We start from the raw sequence: 25,756 nt of genomic DNA, 5'->3' as shown, positions 1-25,756 counted from the left end.
ATCCATGTCGCGTGCCGCTGTCATCGCCTGCTGCCTGCTGCTGGCCGCCCCCGGCACGGCCGGCGCCACCAATAACCTCGCCTACACCGGCGATCCGCATTGGCTGGATCGCCCCGGCACCGTCGTGCTCGATGTCAGGCCACTGGCCGATTGCGAACGCGCATCGGTGCCGGGCGCCCGCTGTCTGCCGGCAGGCGACCTGCTCGGGCCGCATGGAAGACTGCCGTCATTCCGTCAGATCGCATGGCTGCTCGGGACGCTCGGCCTCTCCGGTCGTGAAACGCTCGTGGTCGCCGGCGAGCGCGCGCAACGGCGGGATTTCGTTGCCGGAATCCTCTATCTCGCGGGACAGCGGCGCGTACTGATTCTGCAGCGCCCACTGCAAGCCGCCCTGCACGCGGCAGGCCTCGCCGAAACGCCGGGACGTCCGCGCTCACTGCTGGCCGATCCGATCTACCAGGGCCGGCCGCGTGCGCGCCTGATCGTCTGGCGCGCGGAACTGGCGCGGGCGTTGACCCGACCGCACCCGCCGCTGCTGGTCGACGGCCGGGGCCGAGATGCCTATCTGGGCATCCGTATCGACGCCTATCGCGGCGGGCATATACCAGGCGCGCTCTCGCTACCGGCGGACGGGCTCTCGACACCGCAGGCCACACGGCCGTCCGCCACCACGCTCGCCGGCGCCATTGCGTATGCCGAAGATCCCATGGGCGGCATCGCCTATTTCGCCATGCTACACGCCGGCCTCGGAGCGGCAGTCAAGGTCTACCCCGGCGGCTGGCGCGCCTGGGCGGCCCATACGGCGCTGCCGGTTTCGGACGAGACCTATGTCGCGCGACCCCGTCATCCGACCGACGTCGCCGCCAGCCGCTCCGACAGGGCCCTTTCGTCGTCCTCGATCGGGCTGCCGCTCGGCCTGCTGGCGGGCGTCGCGGGTGGCGCCGTCGCCTACACCGCCCTTTATCTCACGACAAGGAAGGTCTCATGGAATTGATGTACGTGGTTTCATCGCGTGACGCGCGAGCGCTGCTGCCCCCCCTGCTGCGCGCGACGCGTCGACGCGGCATCGAATGGGGTGCGTTTTTCACCGGCGAGGGCGCCGCGATACTCGGCGACGCCGAATGCGCCGCCTTGCTCTCGGGCGCTGCCCGGGCGGTGGTCTGCGAGCATTCCTGGCAACGCCACGGCGACGGGGAATCCTGCCCTATCGAGCTCGGCAGCCAAACCGATCACAGCGCCATGATCGCCCGGACCTACAAGGTCATCAGCCTCTGACCTCGATGGAGGATGCCATGGACACCAAGACCCTCGTTCTTCTTGCGCGCCATGATCAGACCGAAGCCATGCGCGTCGCCGCAGGCCTGACCATTTTCGGGCATACGGTCAGGCTCGTCTTCATGGGACGCGAGGTTGAGGACACCCTGGAAAACCGTGCCCAGGCCGATCTGCTCGAACTGGCCGAAATCGAACCCCGGAGCACCCTACAGACCTCCGAATTACCGTACGTGCCGCCCGCCGAACTCTGCGCGATGTGCCTTTCGGCGGATGCCGTGCTCAACCTTTGACCCAATCGTCTCTGGAGCCCCCTGGATGAACGTCCTCATTCTCGAAACCGGCCTGTTTCCCGAGCGGGACATCTTGCTGCAGGCCCTGACCGACACCGCATGCCCGCATAACGTACGCCGCAACGATCTGCGGGAAACGCGGAACGAAAAACAATGGGATCGTCTGCTGGACGAAATCCTGACATCGGACCGTGTGTTCACGGTCTGAACCACCAGCGCTGGAGAGTCGCACATGCACATTAAAACCATTGTCATCGGGTCCATGCTGACGGCCATAACGGGCGTCGCCTGTGCCGCTCAGGAACCTCCGCCCCTGGTCAGCCCTGCCTGGGTGGCCGCCCATTCGTGCAAACCAGGCGTCGTGGTCGTGGACGTCCGCAGTCACGTAGGTGGAGGCGGCAACCAGTTCACCTATCTCAGCGGTCACGTGCCTTGCGCCGTATACAGCGATTACGCCAAGGCAGGTTGGCGCGTCAAGGAAAAAGGCATCCCCGGCATGCTGCCCCCGGTCGGCCAGCTGGACAAGCTGATCGGCGGACTCGGCATCGACAACCATACGCATGTGGTGATCTATTCGGCCGGGACCAATGCCCTCGACATGGGCAGCGCGACACGCGTGTTCTGGACCTTCAAGGTGCTGGGCGACAACAACGTATCCATCATGGATGGAGGCTACAAGGCCTACGTGGAAGGCAAGTATCCGGTCAAACGCGGGACGCAAAAGGCCAAGACGGCGCAATTCAACGGTCACCTCGATCATGCGTTGCTGGCCAGTGAGGCGGAGGTCGAGCAGGCGATGAAATCCGGCAAGGTCCAGCTTGTCGACAACCGCCCCATGTCGCAATATCTCGGCGTCACCCGCCCACCCATGGACAAGCGCGCCGGCACCATCCCCGGCGCCGCCAATCTCCCGCAAGGCTGGCTGACCGTCAACGACGGCGGCGAATTCCGCTCGATTGCGCAACTCAAGGCGCTCTACAAGGAAGCCGGCGTCGGCACCTCGGGCGAGCAGATCAATTTCTGCAATACCGGTCACTGGGCCTCGCTGGGTTGGTTCGTGAGTTACGAACTGCTCCACAACAAGCAGGCCAAGGTCTACGACGGCTCGATGGCACAGTGGACAAGCAATCCCGCGCTGCCGGTGGAAACCAAGATCAAGTTGTCGCAGGCCCACTGACGCACCTCAAGTTCGCATGCGTTACCACCCGTTCCGGGTCTGCGCCTGGCGACTGCTGTTGGCGATCTGTCTGGCGGCGCCCCTCCCGGGCGCTGCCCAGGCGGATGCGATGCGCGCGGGCGCGCGGGCGCGCGATTTCGCCGCCGTGCTCCTCGTCATCCGGGGCGATTTCGTGCGACTGCGCCGAGCCAAGACGCAAACGCCGCAGCGGCGCGGCCTGCACCAGAAACTCATGGGCGATCTGAATCAGCTGCCCCTGCAGGCGCGCCGGTATCTCCAAGAGGATGCCTCTGCGGAAACGATGGCGGTCGACGGCGCGACGGCACTGCGCGCGGCGTTCATCGAAGGACACTGGACCGCATTCACTCACCAGCTGGAGCACCTGATACACGCCTATCCGCTGTACCTGCACGACATGGACGGCGCCGGCGCCACGCGTGGACAAATCCGCTGGGCGAGGCGGCTGTACGACCAACGCTGCGCCGCCTGCCATCGTTATCGCAATCCCACGGCCGAATTGCCGGCGCCTGACCTGTTCGACTGGGCCAAAACGATGCGCCCGGCCGAATTCGCGGCACGCATGATCACCGGCATACACGGTACCCCGAGGATATCGCTGCAGAATCCCCTGGACGAAATCCAGATAGCCGCGTTGATCGCCTATTTCCGGCAGGGCAGAGAGGAAGGGCCATGAGCGCAGGCGGCCGTGGTAAAGCGTCCGCGCCCACGAAGCGACGCCTGGGGCGCTTGCGCAAAAGCGGGGGAAGAGATGGCGCCCCGGAGAGGATTCGAACCTCTGACCTGCCCCTTAGGAGGGGGCCGCGCTATCCATCTGTGCCACCGGGGCGGTGCGCGCAGTCTAGCACAGTGATCCGGGCAAGGCAGATGGGTGGCTATGCTAGTATCCGAGGTGTTTTCCGCCCCTTGCCGGACGTTACAACCCCCTGGGAGAATCACTGCATGCGCCTCGGCCTGACCGCCATTAGCCTGTTGCTTGCCACCGCCCTGTCCGCTGCGGATACCGCCTCTGCCGCGACCGATACCGGCACTGTGCCCGATCCGACGTCCGCCTCCCCCGCCAGCGGTACGCTGTACATCACCGATCAGATCAAGGTCACGCTGCGTTCCGGTCCCGGGCTGCAGTACCAGATACTGAAAATGCTGGCCACGGGCGATCGCGTCGCAACGCTCAAGACCACGGGCAACGGCTACACGCAAGTGCGACTCGGGGACGGCAGCGAGGGCTGGGTGCTCAGCCGTTATCTGATGACCGCGCCGCCGGCCGCCATGCGTCTGGCGGCCACGAAACAACAACTCACGCAGGCGGATGAGGCGCTGAGCAAGAGCCGCGACTCACTCGCTCAGGCCAAAACCCAGCTTTCGCAGCTGGAACAGGCGAAGCAGCAATTACAAACCCAACTCGATTCCATGAACCGGAAATACCAAGCGTTGGTTGCCACCTCGCAACAGGCAATCGCACTCAAAAACATCAATAAGACATTGAGTGAGCAACAAAAAGCAGACAAACAGCGTATCGATATCCTGACCCAGGCAAATGCCACCCTCAGCCGGCGCGCCAACATACAGTGGTTCCTTGCCGGCGGCGGGGTATTACTCGGTGGACTGGTGATCGGTCTGCTGCTGCCGCGGATCGCACGGCGTCGGCGGGACAACTGGTTCAGCTAAGCGCCGGCACGGTCTGCGGTCACGATCCACCAGCACAGCCATTCTTCATGAACAAACCTTCTGCACCGGAAACAAATGCCATATAATCAGCACAGTTAGATGATAAACCTATAATCAGTCGTAAAAACGGCAAGGGCAGAGCGACATGAATCGCGTGCAGACAGCGAAGCTAAATGCCATCGATATCACCTGCCTGCCCACCTTGCCGCAGATACTTTTCCGCCTGCTCGATGCCTGCGCATCGAGTGATCGCAACATGCACGAAATCGCCGATCTGGTACGCCAGGACGCCGCGCTGGCGGCGCGCGTGGTGGCGATAGCTGCGAGCCCTGCCTACGGCCGGTCGCCGTCGGCGCGGCCTTTGAATCTCGAACAGACCTTGATGCTGCTCGGCACCAACACCCTGCGCACGCTTGCCCTCACGGCTGCAGCCTATCAGTTTGTCGACCGCTCGCTAGCCAGCCATCCGCATCGCCATCGACGCTTCTGGCACGATGCCCTGCTGACCGCCGTCCTCGCCGGGAAAATAGCGGAACTGAGCGGTTATCATTCGGTGCACGAGGCCTATCTGGCCGGCCTGCTCAGCGGCATCGGCCAGATCGGCCTTATCACGGCCGAACCCGAGCAGTACGACACGCTGCTCGATCAGGCCGGCGATGTCCCCGAGACGCTGATATCCCGCGAAACCCAACTCTTCGGCATCGATCATGCGACGCTGGGCGGACTCATGCTGCAGAGGGCCGGCCGACGCGGCGCACTCGCCGACGCCGTCCGCTTTCACCATGCCCATACCGACGAGTTAAGCGAAGCCCATCACCTGGTCCGAGTGGTCGCGGTTGCCAGCCGCATGAGCGCCAACGATCAAATACCACCCGCAACCGGTCTCGTAGCCGGAGACCGGATCCTCGGACTGATACCCAGTCTACTGGAGGAATTGCACACCTCTGCCGTCGACGAGACCCTGGAAACGGCGCACGCGCTTGGTCTCGATTGCCGCTCACCGGCAACGGACGACCCGGTGCCGCCGAGGACGGGCGCGCAGGGCGAACTTGAGCAGCGGCTGGGACACTGGCAGATTGCGGCTGCGGTCCGGCGGCAGTTGAGCGACAGCGAGCGAGATGACGATTTGCTTGCCACCGCCAGCTTGGCCAGTCAACTGCTCTTTGGTCTGGGTCAGGTCGGCTATTTTCTGATCGACTCCGCAGGGCAGCTCGCAGTCGGACATGCCGGCGGCACGGACGAGTGGGCGGGACTGATGCTGAAATTGCCTTCCGAGCGAAGCCTCGTCGGTCGCACGTTGACCCTGGGACAATCGGCCGACCACTTTCCCTGGCAAACGGTCGTTTCCGACGACACCACTCCGGCCAGCGTCCTCGACCTGGAAATTCTGGAACTGCTCGGCACGCAGGGCATGAGCCTGCTCCCGCTCGCCGGCGAGGGACGTATTCTCGGCGCGGCGATCATCGGCCTGAATGCCATCGACGAGCCCCGCTTGAACGCTCGCAGAGCACTGCTCGAACTGTTCGCTCGCGAGATCGGCGACGCCATCGCGTCGCAGCGCCGGCAAAAGCAGACGGCCGAGCAAACCTTGAGGGCACGCGCCGAAGAGCAGGATCTCAAGATCCGCAGCGTTATCCACGAGGTCAAGAACCCGTTGAGCATCATCAAGAACTATCTGGGCATACTCGACCGCCATATCGCCGATGGGCATCCGCAAACTGCCGACGACATCCGGATCATCGACGAGGAAATCGGCCGCGTCGGTGCCTTGCTTCGCAGTCTGAGCGAGATCGGGCATGCGCAGGAATCGCGCGGCGAAGTCGACGTCAATGCCGTGGCGAACGATGTCATCACGCTCCTCAAACCCACCCTGATCGATCCCGCGGGCATCCGGTTGATGACCCACCTGGACACTTCGATTCCCGTCATCAAGGCCGCGCACAACAGTGTTAAGCAGATACTGGTCAATCTGCTCAAAAATGCCGCGGAAGCCCTGAATACCGGACAAACCATCACCCTCACGACCGCCGATTACATCTACATCGGCAACCAGGCGTACGTCGGCATCGACATCGCAGACGACGGCCCCGGGTTGCCGCCGCAAGTACTCGCCACCCTGTTCCAGCCCGTCATCAGCACCAAAGGTGGCCACCACGCCGGCCTTGGTCTGTCGATCACCAAGAAGCTCGTGGATGCACTGCACGGCACCATCACCTGCCGCAGCAACCCCACACAAGGTACCCGCATGCAAATACTGCTGCCCAGACGCCTACCCAATGCTTGACCTCGGGCGTAATTCAGGGCTTGATCATGCCCATGATATGAACACCTGTGGATGCGCGCCTGGCGCATATATTGCAGCCGCGACTCATTCACCCTAGCCGGGCACTACAACAACACCCGTCCCATGCCACAACATACCGCCAAGATACTCGCCGTCGACGACGAACCGAGGCTGCTTGACAGCCTGCAACAGTTGCTCGCCCTGCACGGCTATGCGATCACCACGGCGAATGACGGCCGCGCGGCGATAGAACAATTGCGCACGGACAGCTTCGACATCGCGCTCATCGATCTCAAAATGCCCGATGTCAACGGCCAGCGCATCATGCGTTACGTAGCCGAAAACAATATCCGCACAGACATCATCGTCATCAGCGGCGAGGCCTCGTTCGAAACTGCGGTCGAGGCGATCAGACTCGGTGCACATGATTTTCTGCTCAAGCCTTATGCGCCAGAACAGCTGATCAAACGCATCGAAAACACGATAGAGCGAAGAAAACTCAAGTCGGATGCGGTCGACATTCAGGAGCGGCTCAAGAACTCCGAGAAACTCCACCGCTTCCTGGTCAACACCTCTCCAGACATCATCTATGTCCTCAACGAGGAAGGCCATTTCACCTTCGTCAACCAGCGTGTCCATCAACTGCTGGGTTTTACCCGCGAAGAACTCATCGGCAAGCACTACACCACCCTGGTGCATGAGGACGATCTTGAACTGGCGCAATACGCCTTCAACGAACGACGCACCGGCACCCGGGCCACCCACAATCTCGAGTTGCGACTACGAACCAAGGACCGCGAGGGCCATTCGCACAAGAGTTTCGCCACCAGCGTCATGTGCGTCGAACTCAATGCCACGGGACTCTATGCCAACACCAGCGGCGCGCATGACAATGCACGCCGCCACCTGGGCACCTATGGCGTGGCGCGCGACATTTCGAGCCGCAAGCAGGCCGAAGCCATCATCCGCTACCAGGCCTATCACGACTTGCTGACCGGCTTGCCTAACCGCACCCTGTTCAAGGATCGGCTGAACATGGTCATCGCCCAGGCAAGGCGCGTGGGGCAAATGGTCGCCGTGATGTTCATCGATCTCGATCGCTTCAAGATCGTCAACGACACGCTGGGACACGTGATCGGCGATCAGCTCCTACGCGCGGTGGGGCGCCGGATACAAACCTGTCTGCGCGAGGGCGACACATTGGCGCGCCTGGGTGGCGATGAGTTCGTGGTTCTGCTGCCTCAACTCACCCATCGCGAAAGTGCCGCCACCGTCGGCCGCAAGATCATCGAGTCCCTCACACCGCCCTTTCTGATCGACCAGCACGAACTGTTCGTCGGTGCTAGCATCGGCATATCCCTGTTCCCGAGCGACGGCAACTCGGACGAGGAACTGATCAAAAATGCCGACATCGCGATGTACAGCGTCAAAAACGACACGCGTGGCGGCTATTCCTTCTACACGGCGCGCATGGAATCGACGTTTTCCCAGCATCTTGATCTTGAAATGGGATTGCGCCGCGCACTGACCAATCACGAATTCGCAATCCATTACCAACCCCAATTCGACGCCCAGGGACAAACGGTTTGCGGGGTCGAGGCCTTGCTTCGCTGGCAGCACCCGGAGCGCGGCCTGCTCTATCCCGGCGATTTCATCCCCCTGGCCGAGGAAGTCGGCCTGATTGGCCATATGACCGAGTGGGTCATCGATACCACCGTGCGTCAAATGAAGGCCTGGGTCGACGCCGGCATCGCGCCGCCACGGATGGCCATCAATCTTTCGGCACTCGACCTCAAACGTAGCAGCCTGGTTGGAGAAATCACGCAGGCGCTCGAACGGCATCAGCTCCCCGGCGAACGCATCGAGCTGGAAATTACCGAAAACCTGATCGTTCAAGACATCAACATCGCCACACAGCGCCTGACCGAACTCGCTCGTCACGGCATCAGTATCGCCATTGACGATTTCGGTACCGGCTATTCCTCGCTGAGTTATCTGCACCAGTTGCCGATCCATACGCTGAAGATAGACCGCTCGTTCGTTCAGGATATCGTGCCCGAGCGAACGGGCCGCTCAGTCATCGATGCCATCATCGCGATGGGGCACAGCCTGGAACTCACGATCGTGGCCGAGGGCGTCGAGACCGAATTGCAAAAAGACTGGCTGGCGCAAAAACGCTGTCATGGCATGCAGGGGTATCTGTTCAGCCGCCCCCTGCCCACCGAAGCGGTCACGCATCTTCTGGAAGCCGCCATCAGCCGAAACGTCGACGTCACCGTCCAGGCCGAAAGTCGCTAGAGTCCCAGGATGAGCTCAGCGTTACCCATCCGGGCCAAGGTCATTGCCGTCACCAGCGGAAAGGGCGGCGTCGGCAAGACCAACATCAGCGTGAACCTGGCCGTCGCACTGGCCAGCCGTCGCCGCCGCGTCTGCCTGTTCGATGCGGACACCAATCAGGCCAACGTCAACATCCTGTTGGGGCTGCGCCCCACCCTTACCCTCGAACAGGTGCTCGATGGACGACACCCCATCGACGACATCCTGCTGAAGGCGCCCGGCAACATTTCCATTGTGCCAGCCGCGTCCGGCATCGCCAACGGGACGGATCTGGACGAAACCCGTCGCGAACGATTGAGCGAAGCCCTGTTCTCACTGGAGCGGGATTTCGATTATCTACTGGTGGACACGGCCGCGGGTGCGAGCCAGGATGTCGTCTTTTTTCTTCGTGCGGCGGCGCTGGTCGTGCTGGTCATCACCCCGGAACCGACTTCGCTGACAAACGCCTTTTCATTGATCAGGGTGATGCGCCGCGAAGGCGTCCATACCCCGATTCAGGTAATCGTGAATCAGGTTGCGGATGCCCAGGAGTTTCGCGCCGTATTCCGTCGATTCAAGGGCGCGGTGGAAAAATATCTGCAATGCCATGTCGACGCGATCGGTCATGTCGTATCCGACGAAACCGTCGCCACCGCCGTGCGCATACAACGGCCCGTGATTTTCCTGCGCTACGATGCGCCCGCAAGTTTATGTTTCTACGAATTGGCACAACAACTCGACCACCTCGCCAGCGATCATCTGCCGGCCAACACGGGCAGCCTGGCGGCTGCCGTCGACCGAGCCTCCATCGGCACCGCCGAATCCCGCATCCCGGTATCCGAGCCACACGCGCTCGGTCGCACGCGGGCCGGCGACTTGCTGTCACATGTCGTCGAAGCCGTACGCAGCACACCCGATCTGAACCAGGATGACATGGCGGCCGGCATCGGCGCACTGATCAGCGCGTTTATTCACCGTTTCGGCACGCTGCCTTTCCCGATTGATCGCATGCTGTATCAATACCTCGAACACAACGGATATCCGGCGGAACCGTCACGCTCCATCATCCTCACGCTGGAAAATCTATACGAGCGCCATGAACGCAAACCCCTGCGCGACATCGAGGCTTCGGTTGCCAAGCTGATGGCCGACGCCCATGAAGACGAAGCGCGGATGGCGGCGCTTGCGCAACACGTTGCGCAAAGTTTCAAACGCCAGTTTGGCCACCCGCCACCGCTTTCCGGCTCGGCCATGATCGAATCCGTTGCGCTCGGCCAGCATGCCCCGCAAACCCTGAGGCGCCTGCAACACGCTATCGAAGAGGCGTTGCAGGCACGCGCAGCGTCGCCTGTCGAACTCAGCGCCCCATCACAGGGCGCATCCGAGTAAAGACGCACCTGCAGGCGGAAGCTTGATACACTCTGCGCCATGCTGCGCCTGACCCAACTTTCCCTTCGCCGGGGCCCCCGCCTGCTGCTCGATTCCGCCGACCTCAGTATTCACGCCGGCTGGCGCGTGGGGCTCGTCGGCGTCAATGGCACCGGAAAATCCAGCCTCTTCGCACTGATACAAGGCCAGCTCGGAGCCGATACCGGCGAATGTCACCTGCCACCGGAATGGACGATCGCCCATGTCGCACAGGAAACCCCGGCGGTCGACACTACCGCGCTCGACTACGTCCTCGACGGGGATGCCGAGCTGCGACGTCTCCAGGCCGAACTGGCCACTGCGGATGACGCCGGCATTGCCGAATTGCATGCCGAGCTGGACAACATCGACGCCTATACTGCGGAGAGCCGAGCCACGCGTCTCCTCCATGGCCTGGGTTTCGCGCCTGGCGAGGAACAACGACCGGTACGCGAGTTCTCCGGTGGTTGGCGGATGCGCCTGAATCTGGCCCAGGCACTGATGTGCCGCTCGGACCTGCTGCTGCTCGACGAGCCGACCAACCATCTCGACCTGGACGCCGTACTCTGGCTGGAACAGTGGCTTGCCGGCTATCCGGGTACGCTCTTGCTGATCTCGCACGATCGTGAATTTCTCGACCATACCGTCACGCACATCGCCCACCTCGACGACAGGCGCCTGACGCTTTACACGGGCACCTACTCCGATTTCGAACAGGCCAGGGCCCAAGCCTTGATTCAGCAGCAAGCGGCCCATACGCGCCAGCAGCGCCAGATCGAGCATCTGAATCGTTTCGTCGAACGCTTCAGGGCAAAAGCCACCAAGGCGCGCCAGGCCCAGAGCCGCCTCAAAACGCTCGAACGCATGGCCTTGGTCGCCCCGGTACACAGCGCCAGCGAGTTCGACTTCGATTTCGGCATGCCCGCGAAGCTGCCCAATCCCCTGCTCTCGCTGGACGACGTTGCCGTGGGCTACGACGGCCACACCCTGGTGGATCACGCCAACCTCGGATTGAGACCCGGCGACCGCGTTGGGCTGCTCGGCCCCAACGGTGCGGGGAAATCCACCTTGATCAAGCTGTTGGCGGGTGAGATCGACCCACTGCGCGGGCAGCGCAACCCATCGCCCCATCTGGCCGTCGGCTATTTCGCGCAGCATCAGCTTGAGCAGCTCGACCCGCAGGCCAGCCCTCTGACGCACCTGTTGCGCATGGATCCGAAGGCCGGCGAACAATCCTTGCGCAATCACCTTGGCAAATTCGCCTTCAGCGGCGACCGCGCGCTGGATACCGCCGGGCAGTTCTCGGGCGGCGAAAAGGCCCGGCTGGTGCTCGCCATGCTCTGCTACCGCAAACCCAACCTCCTGCTCCTCGACGAGCCGACCAACCATCTCGACCTGGAAATGCGCCGCGCGCTCGCCATCGCCCTCAACCGTTACGAGGGTGCCGTGGTACTGGTCAGCCATGACCGGCACCTGATCAGCAGCGTCTGCGATACCATCGTCCTGGTGGCGGATGGCCAGGCCGCGCCATTCGATGGCGATCAGGCGGATTATGCCCGCTGGCTCGCACGCCGCCGCCGCGATGAAACGCCGGGGAAACCGGACAAGCGCGAAACCGCGGCGGACTCGAACGCCATCCCGCCCAAGGTCCGCCGCCGGCAGGCTGCTGAACAGCGCCAACGCCTCAAGGCATTGGACGATCAGGTTCGGCGCATGGAGCGCGAGCACGCGCGGTTAAGCAAGGAGAAAACCGCCCTGCTCGAGGACCTGGCCGACCCTGCGCTCTACGAAGCGGAGCACGTCCCACGGTTGCAGGAACTGCTGCGTCGGCAAGCCGCGCTCGAGAGCGCATTGTCCGAAGCCGAGGGCGCTTGGCTGGAGGCCAGCGAAGCCCTCGAAAACGCCCGCCAGAGCGATCAGGAAACCGAACGGGCCGCGCTGGAAAACTGACTTTCGAGGTAGGCCCTAAAATCGGCGCTCAGTTCCGGGTGCTTGAGCGCATACTGCACGGTCGCCTGAAGATAGCCGAGCTTGTCTCCACAGTCGTAGCGCACGCCTTTCAGCTCGCAGCCCAGCACGCGCTCATGCGCCAGCAGCGCCGCGATTGCATCGGTCAGCTGTATTTCACCGCCCGCCCCGCGCGGCGTATTCCTGATCATCTCGAAAATGGCAGGCGTCAGGATGTAGCGCCCCACCACACCCACATCCGAAGGCGCCTCCTCACGGTGGGGTTTTTCGACAATCCCCTTCACCTCCCACAGGCCGTTGCCGGCCGGCCGGCCATCGACCACGCCGTAGCGATGGATATCGCTCATCGGTACCTTCTCAACCCCAAGCACGCTGCACTGTTCACGTGCATAGACGTCGACCAGCTGCTTGAGCACGCCGTCGCTACCCGCATCGATCAGGTCATCGGCCAGTATCACCGCGAAGGGCTCGTCACCGACTACGGCCTGGGCCCGCGCCACTGCGTCGCCCAGGCCAAGCGCCTCGGGCTGGCGGATATAAACCGCGCTGACCTGAGGCGGCAGGATATTGCGTACCTGCTCAAGCTGCTTGAACTTACCGCGCGCCTCGAGTTCGGTTTCGAGTTCGTAGGCCTTGTCGAAATGATCCGGAATGGCGCGCTTGCTACGGCCATTGACGAAAATCAGTACCTCGATCCCCGCCTTGACCGCCTCCTCGGCTGCGTACTGGATCAAGGGTTTATCCACAACCGGCAACATCTCTTTGGGATTGGCCTTGGTCGCGGGCAGGAAGCGCGTACCCATACCGGCCACCGGGAAGACCGCCTTGCGTACCGGTTTACTGATCCTAGTCACCGATTCCCCTCCATGATTGCGGCTACATGATCTCAATGGCGACCGTCCGTACCGAAAATCGCCACGCTCGTCTTGAATATGCCTATCAATCACAAAAAGCGCAATCGAGCGTACCCGCACGGACGCGCGCGTGCGCGCCGCACGGCATCCGGTCATCGCGCACGCTGGAAAGCGATTATTCCGCGGCCCTCAAGGATTCCGATATCGCATGCAGGCGACCGAGCGGGTCCTGCGCGCGCGTGATGGGGCGCCCCACGACCAGATAGTCCGATCCTGCGCGCAGCGCTTCGACGGGAGACAGCACACGCTTCTGATCGTCGCCTTCGCTATCGTGTGGGCGGATGCCCGGCGTGACCAACAGAAATTCAGCGCCAATCGCTTCGCGCAACAGGCGGGCTTCCTGAGCCGAACACACGATGCCGTCGAGTCCGCAGTCCTGGGTGAGGCGTGCTAGCTCGAGCACCTGTTCGCCTGCGGAACGCTCGACGCCAATCCGCCTGAGATCGCCGCTGTCCATGGACGTCAACACCGTGACTGCAATCAGCAGCGGCGGCCTCGGGCAGGTCGCGATCGATTCGCGTGCAGCCTGCATCATTGCGCTCCCGCCACTTGCATGCACGTTCAGCATCCAGACGCCGAGATTGGCCGCCGCCCGACAGGCGGACGCAACGGTGTTGGGAATGTCATGAAACTTGAGATCCAGAAATACATCAAAACCGCGCGCCATCAGGGCTTCGACCAAGGCCGGGCCCGCCGCCACGAAAAGCTCGAAACCGACCTTCAGACGGCACAATTGCGGGTCAAGTTGTGCGGCGAGCGCGAGCGCGCCGCCCGCATCCGGAAAGTCCAGGGCCACGATCACCCGAGCGCCGTCGATCGTACGCTGGCTATCCATGCCTACCTCCTGAAAGATTGTCGTCCGGCGAATCATAGGGGCGAATCGTGCCCCAACGATGGCAGCCCGGACATTGCCAAAAGAGATTCTTGGCGCGAAAACCGCAATGGTTACAACGGTAGGCAAACCACTGCTGCAGATGTTCGCCCAAAACCCGCTCGATCAGGCGCAGGGTTTCGGCCGGATCGCCTTCGAAACGAGTCTGTTCAAGAGCCACATACTCCCGGAGCAACCGCACTGGCGCCACCTGCTTGCCGATTTCCTCGATCAATGCCTTGCGTGCGGCCGGCTCATCGCCATGATCGAGCAGATCACGGATCATCTGCAGGATGGTTTCGCTGTCGTGCTTGCGCCCCCGAAAGCGAGACAGCAGCCTCGACAGGCCGCTTTGATCGCCCAGTCCAGCGTAAGCCGCGCGCAATTTCGGCAATACCACGGGGAGAAAATCGGGGTCTTGTTCGGCGACGCGGGCATAATATTTGACGGCTTGCGCGCTGTCGCGCGCCGCAAGCGCGATATCGCCCAGCAAAATACTCGCCCGCACACAGCCTGGGTCGCGCACCAGCGCACGCTTGGCATAATCGATAGCCAACCGCGACCGACCCGCCTGGCGCTGCTGCTCGGACGCTTCGCACCAGTAATGCGCGATCACGCTCTGCTGCGAATCCCCGGATGAAGACTGATAGGCTTCGGCCGAACGAATTGCCTCGAGCCAGTCCTTTTCCTGCTCATAGATCTTCTGCAGCTCAAAGCAAGCCTCGCCCTTGAGATAGCGCGTGCTCAGCAATTCCTTGTAAAGTCCCTCGGCGCGGTCAAGCAGCCCCGCCCGCATGTAATCCTTGCCCAGTTCGAGCAGCGCGGTAGCCCGGTGCTGCCCCTCGAGGTGAGGGCGCGCGATGAGGTTCTGATGAATCCTGATCGCCCGTTCGACCTCTCCCCGGCGACGAAACAGGCTACCCAGCAACAAATAGGTCTCGACCGTCTCCGAATCAACTTCGACGACACGCACGAACAGCTCAAGTGCCTTGTCGGGCTGTTCGTTGAGCAGGTAGTTGAGTCCCTTGACGTATTCGCCGGGTAAAGAAGGACACGGGCGGTCCTTGCCGGACGCCCGCAAACTGCGCCGTCCGGACCACCACCCGGTCGCGGCTGCTATGGGAAGAAGCAGCCACAACAAGTCGAGCATCAAGAGGGGTCCTTGACCGGCAGGTTGCGCAGACTCGCCAACTCCTTGTCACAGTTCTCGAGGCGACGGCGCAATTTTCGGTTCGTACGCGCTTGACGCAACCAGAGACCACTGCTGGCCATCACGCCGAGTATGGCGCCCAACAGCAGAAACAGAAAAATCGCGACGGCGATCGGCAGATCGACGTGGATGAAGTAAAGATTGATCGCCATGGCGCCGAGATTGAGCGATGTGAACGCCACCGCCAACAGCATCATGAGCAGTATCAGAACGATTGAAAACAGCTTGCGCATACGGATCGTACCTCTGTCGATTCAGAGCGTTCGCTCTCGCCCATCCGGGCGACAACGGGTCAGCCGATGCTGCTGTTCACCCGCTCGCGCAGTTCCTTGCCAGGCTTGAAATGCGGGACATGCTTGCCCGGCAGGGGCACCGTATCGCCGGTCTTGGGGTTTCGTCCGATACGAGGCGGCCGGTAATGCAACGAAAAGCTGCCGAAACCTCGTATCTCGATTCTCTCGCCGGAAGCGAGGGCCGTGCTCATTTGTTCCAGCAAACCCTTGACCGAAAGCTCGACGTCACGGTAATGCAGGTGGTCGTGTTTCTTGGCCAGGGCCTCGATGAGTTCTGATTTTGTCATGAAGCAACCCGTTATGCTTCCCGTTCCGAGCCAGACAGAAAATGGGCGGTATCGCCAAGATACCGCCCATCACGGACTGACATGCCGCTAAAGATCAGGACCGGTTGTTGGCGTCCATTTTTTCCTTAAGCAACTCGCCCAGCGAAGTCGTCGCACCACTGCCGCTGCTGCTGTAATCCTGCAGCACCTCGGCTTCCTCGGCAAACTCCTTGGCCTTGATCGACAGGGTGACCGTACGGTTCTTGCGATCCACGCCCATGAACTTGGCTTCGACCTCGTCGCCCACTTTCAGTACGGTACGCGCATCCTCCACGCGATCACGCGAAAGTTCCGACGCACGCAGCGTACCGATGATCTCGTCGCCCAGATCGATGGTCGCCGCCTTGGCATCGACCTCGACCACCGTGCCCTTGAGCATCGTGCCCTTGGGGTGTTCGGCGACGAAATTCGAGAACGGATCCTTCTCGATCTGCTTGATGCCCAGGGAAATGCGCTCGCGCTCGGGATCGACGGCCAGGACCACAGTGTCGATCTCGTCACCCTTCTTGTAGTTGCGCACAGCCTCTTCGCCCGGCACATGCCAGGAGATGTCGGAAAGATGCACCAGGCCGTCGATGCCGCCGTCCAGACCGACGAAGATGCCGAAATCGGTAATCGACTTGATCACGCCGGTAACGCGGTCGCCCTTGTTGAAATTCTGCGCGAACTCTTCCCAAGGATTGGGAATGCACTGCTTCATGCCCAGCGAAATGCGGCGGCGTTCCTCGTCGATGTCGAGGATCATGACCTCGGTCTCTTCGCCGATGGTCACGGCCTTGGCCGGATTGACGTTCTTGTTGGTCCAATCGATCTCGGATACGTGCACCAGACCTTCGACACCATCCTCGATTTCGACGAAGCAGCCGTAATCGGTGATGTTGGTGACCTTGCCGAACAGGCGCGTGCCCGTCGGGTAGCGGCGCGCGATATCGACCCATGGATCCTCGCCCAGCTGCTTGAGACCGAGCGAAACGCGATTGCGCTCGCGATCGAACTTGAGCACCTTGACCTCGATCTCGTCGCCGATATTGACCACTTCCGAGGGATGCTTGACGCGCTTCCACGCCATGTCGGTGATGTGCAGCAGGCCGTCGATGCCGCCGAGGTCGAGGAATGCACCATAGTCGGTGAGGTTCTTGACGATGCCCTTGAGCACCTGACCTTCATGCAGGCTTTCGAGCAGTGCTTCACGCTCGGCGCTGTATTCGGACTCGACCACGGCGCGACGGGACACGACGACGTTGTTGCGGCGACGGTCCAGCTTGATGACCTTGAATTCGAGGTCCTTGCCCTCGAGATAGGCCGTGTCGCGCACCGGACGCACATCGACCAGCGAACCGGGCAGGAAGGCGCGGATGTCGTTGATGTCGACCGTGAAGCCGCCCTTGACCTTGCCGCTGATCTTGCCGCTGACAATCTCGTCTTTCTCGAAAGCGTCTTCGAGCACCTTCCAGGCCTTGGCCCGCTTCGCCTTTTCACGCGACAGCCGCGTTTCGCCAAAACCGTCCTCGACCGCATCGAGGGCAACCTCGATCACATCGCCGACGGCCACCTCGATTTCGCCGCGATCGTTGTAGAACTCCTCGGCGGGGATGACGCCCTCAGACTTGAGGCCGGCGTTGACGACCACGACGTCGGGCTTGATCTCGAGAATGGTGGCGTTGAGGATGGCCCCGGGCTTCATCTCCGTATAGGCCATGCTCTCTTCTAGCAGCTGCGCAAAACTTTCGCTCATAGGTTGATTGAACTCACGATAGACCGCGGCAGGGCCCGATTGCCCATGCGGCGGGTTGCGGTTGACATCATGCCGGGGACTCTAGCCCTGGCGCCTTTTCAATATCCAAACAAAAATTTACATCAAACCAGATTACGTTCGCGGGCGAGTGCCAGTATTCTGTCCAGAACGGCCGGTATGTCCAGCCCGCTCGAATCTATCTCGATGGCATCGTCCGCAGGCCGCAATGGCGACACCGCACGACGCGCATCCCGCGCATCCCGCTCCGCAAGATCGCGTAAAAGGCTTGGAAGGTTAGCACTAACCCCCTGATCCTTCAACTGCTTGAGGCGTCGGCTCGCCCGCTCCTCCTGGCTCGCGGTCAGAAATATCTTGAGTGCGGCGTCGGGGAACACCACCGTACCCATATCACGCCCATCGGCCACCAGCCCGGGGCGGCGGCGGAAATCGCGCTGGCGCTGCAGCAGAGCATCCCTCACGGGGCCAAGCGCCGCCACCCGCGAGGCAGCGGCGCCGCAGTCTTCTGCCCTGATTGCAAGGCCGACATCCTCGCCCTCCAGCAATACGCGCGCGCGCTCTCCGTCGCCGGCGAAGCGCACGTCGAGCGCTCCGGCAACCGCCGCGAGCGCGGTTGCATCTTCGAACTCGAACCCTCGCCGCATCGCGGCCAGCGCCGTCAGGCGATACAGCGCGCCACTGTCGAGCAAATGCCATCCCAGTCGCTGCGCCAGCAAGCGGCTGATGGTGCCCTTGCCGGAGCCGCTCGGGCCGTCGACGGCGATGACCGGCGCATCGCTCACGTGTCCACTCCCGCAGCAGCCTCGATATCCAGGCCTGCCTGCGCGGCCAGCTCGACAAAGCCGGGAAAGGAGGTGTTCACATTCGCGCAATCCTGGATGATTACCGGCGATTGAGCGCATTGGCCGGCTACCGCAAAGGCCATGGCGATACGATGATCGCCGTGGCTGTTGACCGTTCCACCGCGCAAACGTCCTGCCCCACCTTCGATCACGATGCCATCGGCGGTGGGCACCGCGGTAACGCCGCAGGCCTGCAAGCCGTCAGCCATCACCTGGATGCGGTCGCTCTCCTTGACTCGCAGTTCGGCGGCGCCCGTCAATGTCGTTCTGCCTTCGGCATAGGCCGCAGCAACGAATATCGCCGGGAATTCGTCGATGGCCAGCGGCACCAATGCATCCGGAATCGCCACGCCACGCAACGGCGCATGGCGCACTCGCAGGTCCGCCACCGGCTCCCCCCCCACTTCGCGCGCAGCCAGCAGTTCGATGTCGGCTCCCATGTGGCGCAGGATGTCGATGACACCGGTCCGCGTCGGATTGACGCCTACATGCTCCAGTGTCAGGTCGGAGCCCGGCGCCAGACTCGCGGCCACCAGGAAAAACGCGGCTGACGAGATATCCGCCGGCACATCCACGCGCGTCCCGCGCAAGCGCCCGCCGCCACGCAGGCATATACGGTCGCCGGTACGGGATAGCGCGTAACCGAAACCGGCCAGCATCCGCTCGGTGTGATCGCGAGTCGGCGCCGGTTCGCGCACGCAGGTCTCGCCCGATGCATAGAGCCCGGCCAGTAGCAGGGCGGATTTCACCTGCGCGCTCGCCACCGGCATGTCGTAATCGATACCCGACAGAGCGCCCCCTCCCTGAATGCGCATTGGCGGCGTGCCGTCTGCCGTGGTATCGATCTCGGCGCCCATGGTCCGAAGCGGCTCGGTCACCCGTCGCATCGGGCGACGCGATAATGAAGCATCGCCGACCAGGGTGCTGGCGAAGGCCTGTCCCGCGAGCAGCCCGGTCATCAAACGCATCGAGGTGCCGGAATTGCCGAGATCCAGCGCCGCGGCGGCGGGCTTGAGTCCGTCCACCCCGACACCGTGGACGCGGACGTGCCCCTGCCCCAGTGTCTCGATCCCGACCCCGAGCGCCCGCATGGCGGCCAGCGTGGCCAAACAGTCGGCACCCTCGAGGAAGCCGGACACTTCGGTCACGCCGTCGGCCAGCGCACCCAGCATGATGGCGCGATGAGAGATCGATTTATCGCCGGGCACGCGGATTCGTCCGCTCATGTGGCCGCCGGGGCGGACATGAAATATCAGTTCGCTCGAATGCATGGGTACTCGTCGGTTCGTACGTGGAATAGGTTCGTTAAGAATCCGGGCGCTCGCAAAAGCGGTCGCGCGTCTGCTTGGCGCGCTGGAAGATCGAAAGCAGCCGATCGCCATCCCCTGCATCGATGACCTCGCCCAGCAACTCCAGATCGCGAGCGAAGTGCTTGAACATGCCCAGAATCGCTTCCTTGTTGTGCAGGCAGATATCCCGCCACATCACGGGGTCGCTGGAGGCGATGCGCGTGAAATCGCGAAACCCCCCAGCGGCGTAGCGGAAAATCTCTTCCTGCTCGCCCAGCCGCGACAGGCTCGAAACCAGCGTATAGGCCAATAGGTGCGGCAGGTGGCTGGTGGCGGCCAGCACCTCGTCGTGGTGATCGACCGGCATATCCTCGACACGCGCGCCCGCGACCTCCCACATCCTGCGCACCGCCTGGCAGGCCTGCGGATCGCTCTCCGGCAAGGGAGTGAGTATGACGCGCCGCCCCTCGTACAGGTCCGCGGTGGCGGCCTCCACGCCGGAGCGCTCGCGCCCTGCGATCGGATGCGCCGGCACGAAACCCGCCGGCAGATGTCCCAACCCGATACGCACGGCGTCGACGACCGACGCCTTCACACTGCCGACGTCGGTCAGCACCGCGCTCTCGGCGAGACATCCGCGAAGTGCCCGGCAGACTGATTCGATGGCGCCCACCGGCGTGGCCAGCACGATCATGTCCGCGCCGTGCACGGCGGCACAGATATCGAGTTCGAACCGGTCGATCACGCCCAGGGATTGCGCCTGCTGCAGGCTGGCCCGGTCGCGGCCAGCACCAACGATTTCGCGGCAATAACCAGCCTGGCGCAGGGACAACGCCAACGAGCCTCCGATCAGACCCACGCCGATGATGGCCAGCCGATTGATCGCCGCGGGAGCGGGACTTGGCGCAGGCGTTTGCGACATACGGACGGCAGACGGACTCAGAGCACTGCGCGCGGATAGGCGCCGAGAATCCGGAACAGCTGCGCTTCCTGGCGCAGGCCCGCGAGCGCCTGCCTGACATCGGGGTCTTCGCTATGACCCTCGATATCCAGGAAGTACACGTATTCCCAGTTGACGCAACGCGACGGACGGGACTCGATGCGCGACATGCTGACCCCATTGTGCGCCAGCGGCGTCAGCAGTCGGTGCAGCGCGCCGGGGCGATTGGATGTGGACACCAGCACGCTGGTCTTGTCCACTCCACTGGGCGGGATCGTCGCCTGGCGGCCGATTACCAGGAATCGCGTCGTGTTGTCGGGATGATCCTCGATATTCCGCTTGACTGCGCGCAGGCCATAGAGCGCCTCGGCCGTATCGCCCGCGATTGCCGCCGATCCGGTTTCCTGCGAGGCCCGCTGCGCGGCCTCGGCGTTGCTGCTGAGGGAGATACGATCGGCGTGGGGCAGGTTCGCATCCAGCCAGCGGCGGCACTGCGCCAGCGCCTGCTGATGTGCGTAGACCCGCTGCACATGCGCCACATCGGGCCCCGACGACAGCAGGTGATGGTGGATGCGCAACAGCACCTCGCCACAAACGAACAAGGGGGATTGCACGAACAGGTCGAGCGTGTGATTGACGACGCCTTCCGTCGAGTTCTCGATGGGCACCACACCATACGAACATCCGCCCGCCTCCACCTCGCGGAACACCTCGCCCAGCGATGCCATCGGCGCGAGTCGCACGTCCTGGCCGAAATGCTTGAGCACCGCGGCATGGGTGTAAGTGCCCTCGGGCCCCAGGAAGGCCACCCTCAACGGCGCCTCCAGGGCCAGGCAGGCGGACATGATTTCGCGGAACAGCCGCGCCAGGGTTTCACCTTCCAGCGGCCCTGGATTGGCCTCCTTGACCTGGCGCAGGACTTGCGCTTCGCGCTCGGGGCGGTAGTAGTCGTCACCGGAGCCGGCCGCTCGCTTGACCTGGGCGACGGTCTGGGCGCAGCTGGCACGTTCGCTGATAAGCCGCATCAGCTCCCGATCGATCGCATCGATACGTTCACGGATCGACCGCAACTGTTCCTGTTCAGACATGGCTGGGACCTGCTGCTTGAATGGATGACTACTGTAGTATGACGCGTGGCGAACCCTGTACGCTCGCGGCTTCAGCCGTGCACGCGTTCGAATTCACGCATGTATTCGACCAACGCGTCGACACCGGCTTCGGGCATCGCATTGTACAGGCTTGCCCGCATGCCGCCGACCGAGCGATGGCCCTTGAGATTCTTGAGGCCGCTGGATTCCGCGCCCTCAAGAAAGGCCGCGCTGAGCGCTTCGTCGGCGAGGGTAAAGGTCGCGTTCATCCAGGAGCGGCTGTCGACCGCCACCGGTGAACGATAGAAATCGCTGGCGTCGAGCAGCGCATAGAGCTTGGCCGCCTTGCGGTGGTTGCGCTCGCCCATGGCCTTGAGTCCACCCTCACGCTCGATCCACTCGAACACCTCGCCCGCGATATACCAGGCGAAGGTCGGCGGCGTGTTGTACATGGAAGCGTTGTCCGCATACACGCGATAATCGAACACGGTCGGCGTCGCCGCCGTTGCCGGCTCGCCCAACAGATCCTCGCGCACGATCACCAGCGTCAGGCCTGCGGGCCCGATATTCTTCTGCGCCCCGGCATAGATCAGGCCGAAGCGGCGCACATCCAACGGTCGCGAGAGAATGGTCGAGGACATGTCCGCGACCAGCGGTACCGAACCGCTGTCCGGCACATAGGAGAACTCGACACCACCGATGGTTTCGTTGGGCGTGTAGTGGACATAGAGGGCGGCGGGATCGAAATCCAGCTCATCCGGCGTCGGTACGCGGGCATAGCCGTTGCGCTCGCCGCCGCCCGCCAGCCGCACGCGCCCGTAGCGCGCCGCCTCGGCCATCGCCTTGCGCGACCAGATGCCGGTATCGATGAAATCGGCGCTGCCGCCTTCGCGCAGCAGATTCATCGGCACCATGGAAAACTGTGCGGTCGCACCGCCCTGGAGAAACAGAACCCGGTAGTCGTCGGGTATGTCAAGCAGCCGCCTCAGCGCGGCTTCGGCGCGCGTGGCGATCGCGGTGAAATCCTCACCGCGATGCGACATTTCCATCACGGACATGCCGCTACCCTGCCAGTCGAGCAGTTCGGACTGCACCTTTTCGAGCACCGGCTGCGGCAGCACGGCCGGTCCGGAGCTGAAATTAAACACACGTCCCATCACGCCTCCCCGGCAGGTCGCGCCTCAGCCGGCGTCCTCTTCATCCGCACCATCGGCCGTGTCGTCCACATCGCCGGTATCGCCCTCGTTCTCGGCGTCGTCGCCGTTGAGTGACTCGACCCGCTCGATCTGCACCAGTCGCTCGCCTTCGCCCAACCGTATCAACGTGACGCCCTGCGTGTTGCGCCCGATCACGGACACGTCGTCAACCGGCGTGCGCACGAGGGTGCCTCCGTCGGTGATCAACATGGCCTCGTCGCCGTCCACGACCTGCACCGCACCAATCACCTCGCCGTTGCGAGCCGAGGGTTGGATTGCGATGACGCCCTGTCCACCGCGGCCATGCCGGGGGAATTCCGCGGACTCGGTGCGCTTGCCGTAACCGTTCTCGGTCGCGATGAGCACCTGCGCATCGTCGTCGAGGATGAGCAGCGACACGACGCTCTGATCTTCGGCCAGACGCACTCCGCGCACGCCGCAGGCCGTGCGGCCCATGGCGCGCACATCCTGTTCGGCAAAGCGAATCGCCTTGCCGGCGCTGGTCAGCAGCATGACGTCGCGCTGCCCATCGGTCATCGCGACACCGATCAGACGATCGCCGTCGCGCAGATCCACGGCGATGATGCCGGTACTGCGCGGCCGCGAAAAATCCGCCAGCGGCGTCTTTTTGACCGTGCCCTGGGCCGTGGCCATGAAGACGTAACGGTCCTCCTCGAAGGCCTTGACCGGCAGGACGGCGTTGATGCGCTCGCCTTCGCTCAGTGGCAACAGGTTGACGATCGGCCGTCCACGCGCGTTACGCCCGGCCTGCGGCAGCTCATAAACCTTAAGCCAGTAGACTCGTCCGTGACTGGAAAAGCACAGAATGGTGTCGTGGGTGTTGGCCACGAACAGCGTATCGACGAAATCCTCCTCGCGCATGGTCGTCGCCGCCTTGCCGCGTCCGCCGCGGCGCTGGGCTCGATAAACGTCGAGGGGTTGCGCCTTGGCGTAGCCGGCATGGGACAAGGTCACCACCACGTCCTGCTCGGAGATCAGATCCTCCAGCGACAGGTCCAGGCGCCGGTCCAGTATTTCGGTACGGCGTGCATCGCCGAACTGCTCGCGCACGGCGATCAGCTCGTCGCGGATCACTTGCATCAGACGCCCGGGGCGCGCCAGGATATCGAGCAGATCCTCGATCCGCTCAAGCAGCTCGCGATATTCGGCCACGATCTTGTCCTGCTCCAGTCCGGTCAGGCGATGCAGGCGCAGCTCGAGGATAGCCTGGGCCTGGGCCTCCGACAGATGGTATCCGTCGGACCGGAGCCCGAGCGATGCATCCAGCCCTTCGGGTCGCGATGCCTCGGCACCGGCGCGCGCCAGCATTTCGGTGACCACCCCCGGCTCCCATGCCCGGCCAAGCAGGGCAACCTTGGCCTCGGCAGGACTGGCGGAGGCCTTGATCAGGGCGATCACCTCGTCGATGTTGGCCAGGGCCACGGCGAGACCTTCCAGCACGTGGGCGCGATCGCGCGCCTTGCGCAGGTCGTACAGGGTACGACGCGTCACAACCTCGCGACGATGGCGCAGGAACGATTCGAGCATGGTCTTGAGATCGAGCAGACGCGGCTGTCCGTCGACCAGTGCGACCATGTTGATGCCGAACACGCTTTGCATCTGGGTGTGCTGGTAAAGGTTGTTCAGCACCACCTCGGCCATCTCGCCGCGCTTGAGATCGATGACCATGCGCATGCCGTCCTTGTCGGACTCGTCGCGCAGCTCGGAGATGCCCTCCAGTTTCTTTTCCTTGACCAGCTCGGCGATCTTCTCCAGCAACCGTGCCTTGTTGACCTGATAGGGCAGCTCCGTGACCACGATGCTTTCGCGGCCGTTGGCCTCGTCGGTTTCGATATGCGAACGGGCACGCACGTAGATGCGCCCGCGCCCAGTGTTGTAGGCCTCACGGATACCCAGGGCGCCATTGATGATCGCGGCGGTCGGAAAGTCCGGGCCGGGCAGATGCGCCATCAACCCGTCGATATCGGTTTCGGGCGCGTCGATCAGCGCAATGCAGGCGTTGATGACCTCGACGAGGTTGTGCGGCGGGATGTTGGTGGCCATACCGACCGCGATGCCGGCCGAACCGTTGACCAGCAGATTAGGGATCTTGGCCGGCAGTACCGCCGGCTCGCGCTCGGAACCGTCGTAGTTCGGGATGAAATCGACCGTGTCCTTGTCGATGTCCGCAAGCAACTCATGCGCGATGCGGGCCATGCGCACCTCGGTGTAACGCATGGCCGCCGGCGCATCGCCGTCAACCGAACCGAAGTTGCCCTGGCCATCGACCAGCATGTAGCGCATCGAGAAGGGCTGCGCCATGCGAACGATGGTATCGTAGACCGCCGTGTCGCCATGGGGGTGGTATTTACCGATGACGTCACCGACGACGCGCGCGGATTTCTTGTAAGCCTTGTTCCAGTCGTTGCCCAGTTCGCTCATGGCGAACAATACACGGCGATGAACCGGCTTGAGCCCGTCGCGCACGTCGGGAAGCGCCCGCCCGATGATCACGCTCATGGCGTAATCCAGGTAGGACTGGCGCATTTCGTCTTCGAGGTTGACCGAGAGCAGTTCTTTGGCGAAATCAGCCATTCAGATGGGAAGCCCTAAGATGAAAATAATCGGTCG

At 62.9% G+C, this 25,756-nt stretch carries 23 protein-coding genes and 1 tRNA gene; 11 read left to right on the top strand and 13 right to left on the bottom strand.

Annotated features, from left to right (window positions below; translation table 11 throughout):
- Positions 1–4 precede the first annotated feature (4 nt).
- The 6 genes from THPRO_RS01120 to THPRO_RS01095 are packed head-to-tail and all read left to right on the top strand — an operon-like array spanning position 5 to position 3,436.
- Positions 5–994 (top strand): sulfurtransferase, encoded by a 990-nt coding sequence (locus tag THPRO_RS01120; RefSeq protein WP_065089088.1) that lies wholly within the window; start codon positions 5–7, stop codon positions 992–994.
- Entirely contained in the window at positions 985–1,275 is a 291-nt protein-coding gene (locus THPRO_RS01115) for a hypothetical protein (RefSeq protein WP_145930651.1), read from the top strand. The genes THPRO_RS01120 and THPRO_RS01115 overlap by 10 nt, the downstream gene beginning before the upstream one ends.
- Positions 1,276–1,292: 17 nt before the next feature.
- Positions 1,293–1,565 (top strand): hypothetical protein, encoded by a 273-nt coding sequence (locus THPRO_RS01110; RefSeq protein ID WP_145930650.1) that lies wholly within the window; start codon positions 1,293–1,295, stop codon positions 1,563–1,565.
- Between the two features lie 25 nt (positions 1,566–1,590).
- Positions 1,591–1,773, top strand: coding sequence for a hypothetical protein (locus tag THPRO_RS01105; protein ID WP_038087178.1), 183 nt, complete (start codon positions 1,591–1,593; stop codon positions 1,771–1,773).
- A gap of 24 nt (positions 1,774–1,797) precedes the next feature.
- Positions 1,798–2,742 (top strand): sulfurtransferase, encoded by a 945-nt coding sequence (locus THPRO_RS01100; protein WP_065089087.1) that lies wholly within the window; start codon positions 1,798–1,800, stop codon positions 2,740–2,742.
- A gap of 16 nt (positions 2,743–2,758) precedes the next feature.
- Positions 2,759–3,436: a c-type cytochrome gene (locus THPRO_RS01095; protein WP_038087181.1), complete on the top strand. Its 678-nt coding sequence runs from the start codon at positions 2,759–2,761 to the stop codon at positions 3,434–3,436.
- 76 nt (positions 3,437–3,512) lie between these two features.
- Here the strand turns inward: THPRO_RS01095 and THPRO_RS01090 are convergent.
- Positions 3,513–3,589: transfer RNA gene (locus tag THPRO_RS01090), tRNA-Arg, on the bottom strand.
- A 113-nt stretch (positions 3,590–3,702) separates the two neighbouring features.
- On the opposite strand from THPRO_RS01090, the gene THPRO_RS01085 reads away from it, so the two are divergent.
- The 5 genes from THPRO_RS01085 to THPRO_RS01065 all read left to right on the top strand — a co-directional run bounded on the left by THPRO_RS01085 (position 3,703) and on the right by THPRO_RS01065 (position 12,385).
- A complete protein-coding gene (locus THPRO_RS01085) occupies positions 3,703–4,428 on the top strand; it encodes a TIGR04211 family SH3 domain-containing protein (protein ID WP_065089086.1) in 726 nt (241 codons plus the stop codon).
- A 145-nt stretch (positions 4,429–4,573) separates the two neighbouring features.
- Positions 4,574–6,712 (top strand): HDOD domain-containing protein, encoded by a 2,139-nt coding sequence (locus tag THPRO_RS01080; protein ID WP_038087187.1) that lies wholly within the window; start codon positions 4,574–4,576, stop codon positions 6,710–6,712.
- 123 nt (positions 6,713–6,835) lie between these two features.
- A complete protein-coding gene (locus tag THPRO_RS01075; RefSeq protein ID WP_052064062.1) occupies positions 6,836–9,010 on the top strand; it encodes a putative bifunctional diguanylate cyclase/phosphodiesterase in 2,175 nt (724 codons plus the stop codon).
- Positions 9,011–9,019: 9 nt separating this feature from the next.
- The gene (locus tag THPRO_RS01070; protein WP_052064063.1) at positions 9,020–10,417 is read left to right on the top strand and encodes a MinD/ParA family protein; all 1,398 of its coding nucleotides are present in this window, start codon (positions 9,020–9,022) and stop codon (positions 10,415–10,417) included.
- Between the two features lie 39 nt (positions 10,418–10,456).
- Positions 10,457–12,385 (top strand): ATP-binding cassette domain-containing protein, encoded by a 1,929-nt coding sequence (locus THPRO_RS01065; protein WP_065089084.1) that lies wholly within the window; start codon positions 10,457–10,459, stop codon positions 12,383–12,385.
- On the opposite strand, the gene galU is transcribed toward THPRO_RS01065, so the two are convergent.
- The 12 genes from galU to gyrA all read right to left on the bottom strand — a co-directional run bounded on the left by galU (position 12,352) and on the right by gyrA (position 25,720).
- Positions 12,352–13,248, bottom strand: coding sequence for a UTP--glucose-1-phosphate uridylyltransferase GalU (gene galU, locus THPRO_RS01060; RefSeq protein ID WP_269085339.1), 897 nt, complete (start codon positions 13,246–13,248; stop codon positions 12,352–12,354). The genes THPRO_RS01065 and galU overlap by 34 nt on opposite strands.
- Positions 13,249–13,432: 184 nt before the next feature.
- A complete protein-coding gene (gene pyrF / locus THPRO_RS01055) occupies positions 13,433–14,152 on the bottom strand; it encodes an orotidine-5'-phosphate decarboxylase (protein WP_065089083.1) in 720 nt (239 codons plus the stop codon).
- The gene (lapB, locus tag THPRO_RS01050; protein ID WP_052064064.1) at positions 14,145–15,338 is read right to left on the bottom strand and encodes a lipopolysaccharide assembly protein LapB; all 1,194 of its coding nucleotides are present in this window, start codon (positions 15,336–15,338) and stop codon (positions 14,145–14,147) included. Before lapB ends, pyrF begins: the two co-directional genes overlap by 8 nt.
- Positions 15,338–15,631, bottom strand: a complete 294-nt coding sequence (locus THPRO_RS01045) for a LapA family protein (protein WP_038087194.1) — start codon at positions 15,629–15,631, stop codon at positions 15,338–15,340. Before THPRO_RS01045 ends, lapB begins: the two co-directional genes overlap by 1 nt.
- A 59-nt stretch (positions 15,632–15,690) precedes the next feature.
- Complete coding sequence (locus THPRO_RS01040) at positions 15,691–15,978, bottom strand: integration host factor subunit beta (protein ID WP_038087198.1); 288 nt, start codon at positions 15,976–15,978, stop codon at positions 15,691–15,693.
- 94 nt (positions 15,979–16,072) lie between these two features.
- Positions 16,073–17,752 carry a 30S ribosomal protein S1 gene (gene rpsA, locus THPRO_RS01035; protein WP_038087201.1) on the bottom strand — a complete coding sequence of 560 codons (1,680 nt, stop codon included), beginning with the start codon at positions 17,750–17,752 and terminating at the stop codon, positions 16,073–16,075.
- A gap of 122 nt (positions 17,753–17,874) precedes the next feature.
- Positions 17,875–18,552: a (d)CMP kinase gene (gene cmk / locus THPRO_RS01030; protein ID WP_038087206.1), complete on the bottom strand. Its 678-nt coding sequence runs from the start codon at positions 18,550–18,552 to the stop codon at positions 17,875–17,877.
- Positions 18,549–19,883, bottom strand: coding sequence for a 3-phosphoshikimate 1-carboxyvinyltransferase (aroA, locus tag THPRO_RS01025; protein WP_065089082.1), 1,335 nt, complete (start codon positions 19,881–19,883; stop codon positions 18,549–18,551). The genes cmk and aroA overlap by 4 nt, the downstream gene beginning before the upstream one ends.
- A gap of 34 nt (positions 19,884–19,917) precedes the next feature.
- On the bottom strand, positions 19,918–20,823 hold the full coding sequence (locus THPRO_RS01020) for a prephenate dehydrogenase (RefSeq protein ID WP_052064065.1): 906 nt from the start codon (positions 20,821–20,823) through the stop codon (positions 19,918–19,920).
- A 17-nt stretch (positions 20,824–20,840) separates the two neighbouring features.
- Entirely contained in the window at positions 20,841–21,929 is a 1,089-nt protein-coding gene (gene pheA / locus THPRO_RS01015) for a prephenate dehydratase (RefSeq protein WP_065089081.1), read from the bottom strand.
- Positions 21,930–22,000: 71 nt separating this feature from the next.
- Entirely contained in the window at positions 22,001–23,086 is a 1,086-nt protein-coding gene (serC, locus tag THPRO_RS01010) for a 3-phosphoserine/phosphohydroxythreonine transaminase (RefSeq protein WP_038087606.1), read from the bottom strand.
- Between the two features lie 24 nt (positions 23,087–23,110).
- On the bottom strand, positions 23,111–25,720 hold the full coding sequence (gene gyrA / locus THPRO_RS01005) for a DNA gyrase subunit A (protein WP_038087211.1): 2,610 nt from the start codon (positions 25,718–25,720) through the stop codon (positions 23,111–23,113).
- Positions 25,721–25,756: the final 36 nt, after the last annotated feature.

The organism is Acidihalobacter prosperus (assembly GCF_000754095.2).
Classification (GTDB): Bacteria; Pseudomonadota; Gammaproteobacteria; order DSM-5130; family Acidihalobacteraceae; genus Acidihalobacter; species Acidihalobacter prosperus.
Note: the sequence above shows the minus strand (reverse complement) of the source record. Positions and strands in the feature narration are given on the sequence as shown.